Annotated in this window: 9 protein-coding genes; 2 read left to right on the forward strand and 7 right to left on the reverse strand. The window is 73.0% G+C overall.

Translation table 11 applies throughout. From position 1 onward, the window contains the following. Positions 1-1,263: glycoside hydrolase family 43 protein (locus Cba03nite_RS39065; RefSeq protein ID WP_203757564.1), on the forward strand; the 1,263-nt coding region annotated here is incomplete at its 5' end. A 1-nt stretch (position 1,264) separates the two neighbouring features. Here Cba03nite_RS39065 and Cba03nite_RS39070 read toward each other — a convergent pair. From Cba03nite_RS39070 to Cba03nite_RS39080, 3 genes are all read right to left on the reverse strand, one after another. Further along, the gene (locus Cba03nite_RS39070) at positions 1,265-1,855 is read right to left on the reverse strand and encodes a pentapeptide repeat-containing protein (protein WP_203757573.1); all 591 of its coding nucleotides are present in this window, start codon (positions 1,853-1,855) and stop codon (positions 1,265-1,267) included. A gap of 112 nt (positions 1,856-1,967) precedes the next feature. Next, positions 1,968-3,215: an MFS transporter gene (locus tag Cba03nite_RS39075; protein WP_203757566.1), complete on the reverse strand. Its 1,248-nt coding sequence runs from the start codon at positions 3,213-3,215 to the stop codon at positions 1,968-1,970. 107 nt (positions 3,216-3,322) lie between these two features. Further along, the gene (locus Cba03nite_RS39080) at positions 3,323-3,916 is read right to left on the reverse strand and encodes a cadmium resistance transporter (RefSeq protein ID WP_239126348.1); all 594 of its coding nucleotides are present in this window, start codon (positions 3,914-3,916) and stop codon (positions 3,323-3,325) included. Between the two features lie 176 nt (positions 3,917-4,092). Here Cba03nite_RS39080 and Cba03nite_RS39085 point away from each other — a divergent pair, with 176 nt between their 5' ends. Beyond that, the gene (locus Cba03nite_RS39085) at positions 4,093-6,006 is read left to right on the forward strand and encodes a proprotein convertase P-domain-containing protein (protein ID WP_203757577.1); all 1,914 of its coding nucleotides are present in this window, start codon (positions 4,093-4,095) and stop codon (positions 6,004-6,006) included. A 71-nt stretch (positions 6,007-6,077) separates the two neighbouring features. Here Cba03nite_RS39085 and Cba03nite_RS39090 read toward each other — a convergent pair whose 3' ends face one another. From Cba03nite_RS39090 to Cba03nite_RS39105, 4 genes are read right to left on the reverse strand one after another with little or no spacing between them, the layout of a single operon-like run. Next, positions 6,078-6,659, reverse strand: coding sequence for a GTP-binding protein (locus tag Cba03nite_RS39090; protein WP_203757569.1), 582 nt, complete (start codon positions 6,657-6,659; stop codon positions 6,078-6,080). Then, positions 6,640-7,038 (reverse strand): DUF742 domain-containing protein, encoded by a 399-nt coding sequence (locus Cba03nite_RS39095; protein ID WP_346114874.1) that lies wholly within the window; start codon positions 7,036-7,038, stop codon positions 6,640-6,642. Before Cba03nite_RS39095 ends, Cba03nite_RS39090 begins: the two co-directional genes overlap by 20 nt. Continuing rightward, positions 7,035-7,439: a roadblock/LC7 domain-containing protein gene (locus Cba03nite_RS39100; protein ID WP_239126349.1), complete on the reverse strand. Its 405-nt coding sequence runs from the start codon at positions 7,437-7,439 to the stop codon at positions 7,035-7,037. Before Cba03nite_RS39100 ends, Cba03nite_RS39095 begins: the two co-directional genes overlap by 4 nt. 2 nt (positions 7,440-7,441) lie before the next feature. After that, on the reverse strand, positions 7,442-10,279 hold the full coding sequence (locus tag Cba03nite_RS39105; protein WP_239126350.1) for a sensor histidine kinase: 2,838 nt from the start codon (positions 10,277-10,279) through the stop codon (positions 7,442-7,444). Positions 10,280-10,583 lie beyond the last annotated feature (304 nt).

A 10,583-nucleotide genomic window follows, 5' to 3' on the forward strand; every position in this document is an offset into this window, starting at 1 on the left:
AGCATCGACGGTCCCTGGTCCGATCCGGTCCGGCTGCACGCGCACGGGTTCGACGCGTCGCTGTTCCACGACGACGACGGCAGCACCTGGCTGCTGAACATGAGCGCCGACTGGCGGCCGGGCCGCAACCGGTTCGGCGGCATCGAGATCCAGCGGTACGACCGCGAGCAGCGCAAACTGGTCGGCGAGCGGCGCATCATCTTCACCGGCACCCCGGCGGGGCTGACCGAGGGCCCGCACCTGTACCGGCACGACGGCTGGTACTGGCTGGTCACCGCCGAGGGCGGCACCAGCTGGGAGCACCAGGTCACCGTCGCCCGCTCGCGGGAGCTGTTCGGCCCGTACGAGGTGGACCCGGCCGGGCCGCTGCTGACCTCGGTCGGGCGGCCGGACCTCACGCTGCAGAAGGCCGGGCACGGCAGCCTGGTCCGGACGCAGGGCGGCGAGTGGTATCTCGCGCACCTGGCCGGGCGCCCCTACTCGGCGCTGGGCAACTGCGTGCTGGGCCGGGAGACGGCGATCCAGCGGGTGGACTGGCCCGACGGCGGCTGGCCGAGCATCCCCGGCCGCGTACCGGCCGACGAGTACCAGGCCCCCGACCTGCCCGCCCACCCCTGGCCCGACGAGCCCGCCACCGACCACTTCGACTCGGCCGAACTCGGCCCGGCCTGGTCCACGCTGCGGCGCCCCGCCACACCGGACTGGGTGGACCTGCGGTCGCGGCCGTCGCACCTGCGCCTGTACGGCGGGCAGTCGCCGGTCGGCAAGCAGACGCCGAGCCTGGTCGCGCGGCGGGTCGGCGCGACCCGGTGCAGCCTGGAGACGGCCGTCGAGTTCGACCCGGCCGACCACCGGCAGCTCGCTGGGATCACCGGCTACTACAACACCGCGAACTGGTATTACGCCTACCTGACCCGGGCCGACGACGGCCGCCGGACGCTGGAGGTGCTCAGCTCGGACAGCGGCCGCCGGGTAGCCCACCCGGAGCTGTCCGTCGACGTCACCGGCGTGGACCGGGTCGGGCTGCGGGTGGAGTTCGACGGGCCGGCGCTGCGGTTCGCGTACGACGTGGGCGAGGGCTGGAAGGAACTGCCCGTGGTGTTCGACGCGACCACGCTGTCCGACGAGCACGCCGCCCGGGTCGTCGACGGCGAGCCCGCCGCCTGGGGGTTCACCGGCGCGTTCCTCGGCCTGTGGGTGCAGGACCTGGGCGCCGACGGCGCGTACGCCGACTTCGACCTCGCCGTCTACCGCGAGGGCTGAGTCAGCCGAGGCGCAGGCCGAGCGCCTGCACCAGCACGACGGCCTGCGCGGCGTCGATGACGGCGTCGCGCAGCTCGACCTCGGCCGGGTGGAACGCGGTCAGGTCGCTGCCGCGCAGGTCGCACTTGTTGAACCGGGCCTTGGCCAGGTGCGCGCCGGACAGGTCCACGCCGCTGAACGTCGCGCCGTCGCAGTGGGCCATGGCGAGATCGGCCTCGCGCATGCGTACCCCCTGGAAGGTGACGCCGCGCAGGTCGGCCTCGCCCAGGTTGACGAACGACCAGTCGCCGCCGGTCACCCGCAGCGGCCGCAGCGTGCACTGCTCGAACGAGCTGCCGGTCAGCTTGCACCCGGCGAACTCGGCCTCGAACAGGTTGCAGCGCAGGAACGAGCAGCGCAGGAACGCGCTGTCGGTGTGCCGCGACGCGTTGAACTTCACGTTGCCGAAGACGCACTCCTCGAACACCGTGCCCTGGCTGACCAGCTCGGTCATGTCCAGGTCGCGGAAGGTGCAGCGCAGGTAGTGCCGCTCCCCCAGCTCGTCGCCGTACCAGTCCTCGCCCGAGAAGCTCGCGCCCTCGACCGTCTCCATCTCCGCCACCCCGCCACCCTACCGGCCGCCCCCGACGTCGATCTTGCGCGAACTGTTGCCCTTTCGCCCGGAAGAGGCGTGTCGTACCCGCAGTTCACGCAAGATCGGCGCCTCAGGAGGAGGCGGCGGGGGTGGGGGTGGGGGCGGGGGCGGGGAGGTGGCGGACGGCGGGGATGGTGAGGAGGGCGAGGGCGGCGGGGACGGCGAGCAGGGTCATCGCGTAGAGGGTGGGGCGCAGGCCGATCGCCTGGGCGACCGGTCCGGCCACGGCCAGGCCGAGCGGCATCAGGCCCGCGGTCAGCAGGTAGTCGTAGGAGCTGACCCGGGACAGCGACGCCTGCGGGACGTGGGCCTGCAGGGAGGTCTCCCAGAGGGTGAAGGCGAGCGAGACCGCGACGCCGGTGACCGCCTCCAGGGCGGCGATCACGGGGATCGTCGGGCCGATGCCGATGATCAGCGCCTGGCAGGCGGCGACGGACAGGGCCGCCGCGGCGACCGCGAGCGGGCGCTTCATGCGTACGCGCATGGCCAGCACGTCGCCCATGATAGAGCCGACCCCGAACGCGGCGACCACGATCGACCAGCTCGTCGCGCCGCCGAACTCCTGCTCGGCCAGCACCGGGCCGAGCACGTACACCGACGGCAGCACCACCACGTGGTAGATCGACAGCGCGGCCAGCGTCGACCAAACCCAGCTGCGTGACACGACCTCGGTGAAACCCGCGCGCAGCTGCGCCAGGAAGCCGCCCTCGGGCGCGGCCACGTCCGCGGCGCGCGGCTTGAGGCGGGCCAGGAACACGGCGCTGACCGCGAAGCTCAGCGCGTCGAGGGCGATCGCGCCGCCCGAGCCGACCAGGAGGATCAGGCCGCCGGCCAGCGCCGGGCCGGCCACCAGGCCGGTCGACATGACCAGCCCGCGCAGCCCGTTGGCCTCCTGCAGCCGGTCCGGGCTGACGATCAGCGGCATCAGCCCGGCGGCCGCGGGCGCGAAGAACGCGTCGGCGGTGCCGAACACCGCCATCAGCGCGACCAGGTGCCACACCTGCGCGTGCCCGCTCAGCAGCAGCCCGGCGACCAGCGCCTGGGTCACGAAACGCACCAGATCCGAGACGAGCATCACCCGCTGCCGGGGCAGCCGGTCGGCCCACACCCCGCCCGCGAGCGCGAACACCAGGAACGGCACCAGCGTGGCCGCGCTGACCAGGCCGACGTCCGCGGCGTCCGTGCCGGGGATGGACAGCACCGCGAACGGCACCACGACGAAGGTGATGCGGTCGCCCACCATCGACAGCGCCTGCCCGGCGAAGTACCGGGCGAACTGCGGCTCCTCGCGCAGCACGGCGGGGATCAGCGACCTCATCGCGAACACTCTTCCTCACATCGCGGGTCAGGCCGCGTACTCCCTGGTGACAGCCCAGGTTAGGAACCGGCCGAGGTCTGCGGCAACCGGATTCCGGCTCTCCCCCGTCAGCCGCCGAGCACCAGCGGGGCGAGGATGACCAGGCCGATGGCGATGAAGACGCCGGGGACCAGCCAGTGGCCCCAGCGTTCGATGAGGGCGATCACCCGCGGGTGCGCGCCGAGCCAGGAGCCGGCCAGGCACCAGACGGCGACCAGCACCGCGAACACGGCGACGGTGAGCACGCTGCCGGCGGCGCCGATGGTGCGGAAGACCGGTGTGTAGACGGCGATGTTGTCGGCGCCGTTGGCGATGGTCACCCCGGCCACGGCGAGCGCGCCGGTGGCCACGGCGGGCGGCTCGGCGCCCTCGGCGCGGGCGCGCAGCGAGCGGATCAGGGCGCGTACGCCGAGCCCCAGCGGGACCAGGCCGAGCAGCGCCACCCACCTGTCCGGCACCACGGCGAGGCCCACGGCGGCCAGCGCGGACGCGGCGACCAGCACGGCGATGCCGGCGTACTGGCCGGTCCAGATCTGCCAGGGCCGCGGGCGGCCGGTGGTGCGGCCGCTGAGGAACACCACGGTCAGCACGATCAGGTCGTCGACGTTGGTGCCCGCGAACAGCGCCACGGCCGCCGCCAGAGTCCCGCCCAGGTGATCCACGCGCCACAGCGTACGGCGGGGCGGCCAGCTTACCGCCGGGCGCGCCTACAGTCACCTATTCAAATCTATCTACGCGAGGGCATATCCTCCTCGGGACCGGTTACCCCGGCATCCCGAACCTCGAGGAGCACGGTGTGAGAAGCAGACCCATCATCCGCGGCCTGGTCGTCCTGGCCATGGCGCTGACCGGCGCGGTGGCCGTGGAGGCCCCGGCCGTCGCCCTGGCCCCGCCCGACATCTCGCTCACCAACATCCGCACCCACCTGCAGCAGTTCCAGACCATCGCGAGCAACAACGGCGGCAACCGCCGCTCCACCACCGCCGGCTACACCGCGTCGGTCAACTACGTCTTCAACGCGCTGCAGGCCGCCGGCTACAGCGTGGTCAAGCAGAACTGCACCTCCGGCTGCACCAGCGGCGCGGGCCCGAACGTGGTCGCGGACTGGCCCGGCGGCGACACCAACCAGGTCCTCATGCTCGGCGCGCACCTCGACGGCGTCTCGGCCGGTCCCGGCATCAACGACAACGCCTCCGGCTCGTCGATGCTGCTGGAGCTGGCGCTGACGCTGGCCTCGCAGAACCCGACCATGCTCAAGCACGTGCGCTTCGCCTGGTGGACCGACGAGGAGCAGGGCCTCAACGGCTCGGAGTTCTACGTCAACTCGCTGTCGTCGACGGAGCGCGCGAAGATCACCGGCTACCTCAACTTCGACATGATCGCCTCCACCAACGGCGGCTACTTCATCAACCGGATCACCAGCAGCCTCGGGCAGACCATCAAGGCGTACTACGACGCGAACTTCCCCGGCCTGGCGCCGGAGGAGAACGTCGAGGGCGCGGGCCGGTCCGACGACGCGTCGTTCAACGCCGCAGGCATCCAGACCTCCGGCATCGCGGCGGGCGCCAGTGCCAACAAGACCTCGGCGCAGGTCACCAAGTGGGGCGGCACCACGGGCGACTACGACCCCTGCTACCACGCCTCCTGCGACACGTTCCCGAGCAACATCAACGACACGGTGCTGAACCGGGCCGCCGACGCGGCCGCGTACGCGGTGTGGACGCTGGCCGTGGGCACCCCGACCGGCAACGACTTCTCGATGTCGGCGAGCCCGGCGTCGGGCAGCACCTCGGCCGGCGGCTCGGTCACCTCGACCATCGGCACGACGGTGACCAGCGGCAGCGCCCAGTCGGTCGCCCTCTCGGCGTCCGGCCTGCCCAGCGGCGCGACCGCGTCGTTCAGCCCGGCCACGGTCACCTCGGGCTCGTCGTCGACGATGACCATCGCCACCAGCGCGTCGACCCCGGCGGGCACGTACACGGTGACGGTCACCGGCACGGGCAGCAGCGCCACCCGGACCACCACGTTCTCGCTGACCGTGGCCGGTCCGCCCGGCTGCTCGGCGACCAACCCGACCGACGTCACCATCGTCGACCAGGGCACCGTCGAGTCCACCATCGCGATCACCGGCTGCACCGGCAACGCCGGTTCGGGTAGCACGGTCGAGGTGCACATCGTGCACACGTACGTGGGTGACCTGGTGGTGAGCCTGATCGCGCCGGACGGCTCGGCGTACAGCCTGCGCAACCGCACCGGCGGCAGCGCGGACAACATCGACCAGACGTTCACCGTCAACCTGTCCAGCGAGGTCGCCAACGGCACCTGGCGGCTGCGGGTGCAGGACGCGGGACCGTCCGACGTCGGCTACATCAACAGCTGGACGCTGAACCTCGGCGGCTCGACCCCGCCGCCCTGCTCCGGCACCAACGGCACCGACGTGACCATCTCCGACAACGCCACCGTCAACAGCCCGATCACCATCGCGGGCTGCTCGGGCAACGCGTCGTCGACCTCGACGGTCGCCGTGCAGATCGTGCACACCTACATCGGTGACCTGGTGGTCAGCCTGATCGCGCCGGACGGCTCGGCGTACGTGCTGCACAACCGCTCCGGCGGCAGCGCGGACAACATCAACCAGACCTACACGGTCAACCTCTCCACCGAGGTGAGGAACGGCACCTGGAACCTGCGGGTCCAGGACGCCGCGGCCAACGACGTCGGCTACATCAACAGCTGGACGCTGACGCTGTAGCCGCCCGTACCTCCGCAGCCCCGGGCACGCACCGCCCGGGGCTGCGGAACCCCCCGATCCCGGACCCCGCCCTAGGCCCGTGCGCCCTGCGCCAGCACCTGCTCCAGCAGGGTGATCAGGACGGTCTTGACCGACTCGCGGCGCCGCGCGTCGCACAGGCGCACCGGCACGTGCGGGTCGAGATTCAGCGCCTGCTCGACCTCCTGCGGCTGGTAGACCCGCGCCCCCTCGAAGCAGTTGACGGCCACCACGAACGGTGTGCCGCGCTGCTCGAAGTAGTCGATGGAGCTGAACGCGTCCTCCAGCCGCCGGGTGTCGGCCAGCACCACCGCGCCGATCGCGCCGTAGGCCAGCTCGTCCCAGACGAACATGAAGCGCTCCTGGCCGGGCGTGCCGAACAGGTACACCACCAGGTCGTCGTTGATGGTGATGCGGCCGAAGTCGAGCGCCACCGTGGTGGTGCCCTTGGCCTCCACCCCGGCGATGTCGTCCACGCCGACGCTCTCGTCGGTGAGGTACTCCTCCGTCATCAGCGGCGCGATCTCGCTGACCGCGCCCACCAGCGTGGTCTTGCCGACCCCGAACCCGCCCGCGACCAGGATCTTGAAGGCGGCCGGGATGCCGCCCTCGTCGTCATAGAGCTCGGATGCCATCGATGACCGCCTTGAGGATGTCCGCGCTGGGCAGGTGGGTGACGTTGACGGGCGCCCGGCGCCGGACCAGCCGCCGCTCCAGCAGGTCGCTGAGCAGCACCCGGACCGTGCCCGCGGGCAGCCGCAGGTGCGCGGCGATCTCCGCGACGGACACGGGGTGCTGGCACAGCGCCATGATCTCCGCGTACACCGTGCCCAGGCCGCCGTCGGACGGCAGCGCGGGCCGGGTCGCCATCAGCACCGCGATCAGGTCGAGGTCGGCATGGCGCGGCCGGGTGCGGCCCGACGTCATGGCGTACGGGCGGATCAGCGGCCCCGCCTCGTCGTCGACCCACAGCATGCCCTGATCGGGCAGCCCGTCCGGCGACGGTGCGGTCACGGCGCGCTGCCCCGGACCGGCGCGGTCAGGTACTGGCCCACCCGCACGACGAGCATCGCCATCTCGTACGCCACCATGCCCGCGTCGGCGTCCTTGCCCGCCACGACGGCCAGGCAGGCGCCGTTGCCCGCGGCGGTGACGAACAGGAAGCCGCCCTCCATCTCGATGACGGCCTGGCGCGCCTTGCCCTTGCCGAAGCGGCGACCGGCCCCCCGGGCCAGGCCGAACAGGCTCGCCGCCACCGCGGCGAGGTGTTCGGCGTCCTCGCGGCTCAGCCCGCTGGACGCCGCCATGAGCAGCCCGTCGGCGGACAGCACGATGGCCTTCTGGGCCTGCGCCACCCGGTCGACGAAGTCGTCGGCAAGCCAGGCCAGGTCGGCAGCCCTCGTCTTCTGCTCCACGCTCATTTCTCCCTGCCCTGCCCTTCCTCGTGTCGCGGCGTTGTGCGCGGGCTCGGCCGTCGCGGCAGGGGCGGGCGGTCCTCGATACGGGGACCGGCCTGCTCCGCGTCGCGCGGCCCGGCGGCCGCCGTCTCGATGACCAGCGGCACGGCCGTCGGCGACGCGGCGGCCGCCTGCTCGGTTACCAGCAGTTCCACCACCGGGTACGCCCCGGTCGGCTGCTCGGCCGCCGTCGGCGCGGAGGCCGGGGCCGTGGCGTCCGGCGGCGCCGGGATCGGCGGCCCTGCCACGGGTGCGGTGCTCAGCTGCTCCGCGGCGAGGCGGCCGCGGCGGCTGCCCTGCTGGTACGCCGTGATCAGGCTGTAGATCTGCGACGCCGCGCGGGCGTCGCCGTCGAGCGCAACGTCGGACGGGGCATCCGCGTGCTCCGCCTCCGCCGCCTCGGCGGAGGGCTGCGCCAGGGCCGACGGCTCGTCGGCGCGGGCGGCGGCGAAGGTGGTCTGCTCGTCCCGCGGGGCCGCCGACCGGCTGCGCACCGGCAGGCCGGACGGCGTGTACACGGTGCTCTCGACCGGTTCGCGCTGCCCCGGGACGCCGGGCGGGCCGCTGTCGGCGGACCGCACGGCGGTGCCGTCCCCGGCGCGCGACGGCGCGGGGGCCGAACCGTTCACGCGGATCCCGTGCGCGGCGGCGGCGGGTGCCGCGGCCGGGGCGGCCGGGGCCGTGTCGCCGGCCGGGGCGAGGGCGGCCGGCGCGGGCACGGGCGGCGCGTCGGCCACGGACCGGCGCTGCGGCAGCTCGAACGGGGCGTCGTCGGGCCGGGCGCGCCGGGGCAGCCCTTCGGCGGCCGTGGGGCGGGGAGCCGCCGGCCCGTCCGGCTCGGGGCGCTCGGCCGGTGCGCGCTCGGCGAACGCCTCGATGACCTGGTGCTCGCCGCTGTCCAGGCTGGAAGCAGCGGGCCAGGTGTCGGCCACCAGGGCGGTCGGGATGAGCACCACCGCGGTGGTGCCGCCGCCGGGCGACGGCTGCAGCCGCACCTTGACGCCGTGCCGCTCGGCCAGCCGCCCGACCACGTACAGGCCGAGCCGGGGCGTGCTGGTGAGCAGGAACTCGGCGGGCTGCTCCAGCTGAGAGTTGGCCTGTTCCAGGTCGGTCTGGGTCATGCCCAGGCCGTGGTCCTCGACCTCGATGACGTACCCGGCGCCGACCTCGGAGCCGCCGACGTTGACCATCGTGTGCCGGGGCGAGAAGGCCAGCGCGTTCTCCATCAGCTCGGCCAGCAGGTGCACCACGTCGCCGACGGCGTGCCCGGACAGCCCGGCCGTCTCGCTGGGCAGCACGTTGACGCGCGGGTACTCCTCCACCTCGGCGACCGCGGCCCGGATCACGTCGACCATCGGCACGGTGCGCCGCCAGCCGCGGCCGGGCACGGCGCCGGCGAGCACGATCAGGTTCTCCGCGTTGCGCCGCATGCGGGTGGCCAGGTGGTCGATGCGGAACAGCTCGTCCAGCTCGGCGGAGTCGGCGGTGCGGCGTTCCATCGCGTCGAGCATGCCGAGCTGGCGGTGCACCAGGGTCTGGTTGCGCCGGGCCAGGCTCAGGAACAGGTCGCGTACGCTGCGGCGCAGCTCCGCCTGCTCGACGGCGGCCCGTACGGCGGTCTCCTGCGCGGCGTTGAACGCCTGCCCGACCTGGCCGATCTCGTCCGCGCCGAAGGCCAGCGGCGGCGCCTCGGCGATGACGTCGACCTCCTCCCCGTCGCGCAGCCGCTGCACGACGCGCGGCAGGCGTACGTTGGCCAGCTCGTCGGCGGCGTCGCGCAGCCGCCGCAACTGCTGCACGATGGCGCGGGCGGTGGTGATCGACAGCGTGATGGACGCGATGACGGCGATGAGGCCGAGGCCGGCGGCCAGCACCAGCCGCACGATCACCAGGACGATCGGGCCCTCCGCCCGGTCGATGGTGGATTCGGCCAGGTCGATGTCGAGCTGGGCCAGCGCCGCCAGCGCCGGGTCGAACGCCGAGCGCCACTCGGTGCTGCCCACCGGTGGCGGCTCACCCGCGCGGGCGCGCTCGACGAGCACGTCCTCGACCTGCTGCAGGCGCGTCATCGCCGGGCCGGTCAGCACGGGGTCGTAGATCGCCTTGTCGGCGGCGGGCAGGCCCTCCAGCCCGGTGGCGCGGATGTTGCGCTGCGCGCCGACGAGCCGCGCGAACTCGGCGGCGTCCGCGGCGGTGAAGCGGTCCGCGGCGAGCACGCCGGACATCAGCGCGTCCTCCTGCGAGAGCAGCTCCCTGCCCCGGGACATGATCAGCAGGTGGCGCAGCTGGTCGTTGATGGCCTTGTCGTCGAAGCTCGCGATGGTGGCGAAGATGCGGTAGCCGGCGCCGATGGTCTGGGTGTAGTACGCGACGGCCTGGGCGCGCTCTCCGCTGCGCTGGTCGACGTCGGTGCGCACGGGGCCGAGCCCGTCGAGCAGCCGGCCCAGCTCGGCGATGTTCTGCTCGGCCTGGTCGGAGGCGGCCAGCCCGGCGGTCGTGCCGCGCACCGACTCGCGGAAGCGCGCGGCCGCGGCGTCGGTGGCGGCGCGGGCCGTCTGCAGCTCGGCGCGGGCGTCGCCCTCACCCCCGGCCAGCACCACCGCGGAGGCACGGCGCTCGGCCTGGAGTGTGGCCACCAGCGCGTCGGTCGGCCGGCCGACCTCCTGGTCGAGGGTGCTGATCCAGAACAGGTTGAGGCCTTCGCGCAGCGTCACGAAGGCGGCGAACGCCCACAGCGCGGCCAGCGACGCCAGCAAGAAGACGATCTTCGCTCGCAGGTTCGAGGTCCGTGAGCTCATCACTGTCCCACCGTGTAGGCCGACGCGACGGTCCGCGCCTGTCGGTGCCATGACCGCCACGCAAGGTGACTGACGTGGTGAACTCAACACGACTCGGCACGTCAGCCGTCGCACGCCGTGTGCGACAACCGCCCGGACAACAGTTCCGTCCTAAGTAGACGTGCTGTGACAGGCACAAGCACCGCAAATAATCCGCTTCCGGGATGAGCCGGGCGGCGGGCGGCGGGCGTAACGGGCGTACTGCACTGGACCAGTTACCTACCGGTTGGGTAGGGTTACGAAAACGATCACTCCAGGAGGAGAG

The sequence above is a fragment of the Catellatospora bangladeshensis genome (genome assembly GCF_016862575.1).
Taxonomy (GTDB): domain Bacteria; phylum Actinomycetota; class Actinomycetes; order Mycobacteriales; family Micromonosporaceae; genus Catellatospora; species Catellatospora bangladeshensis.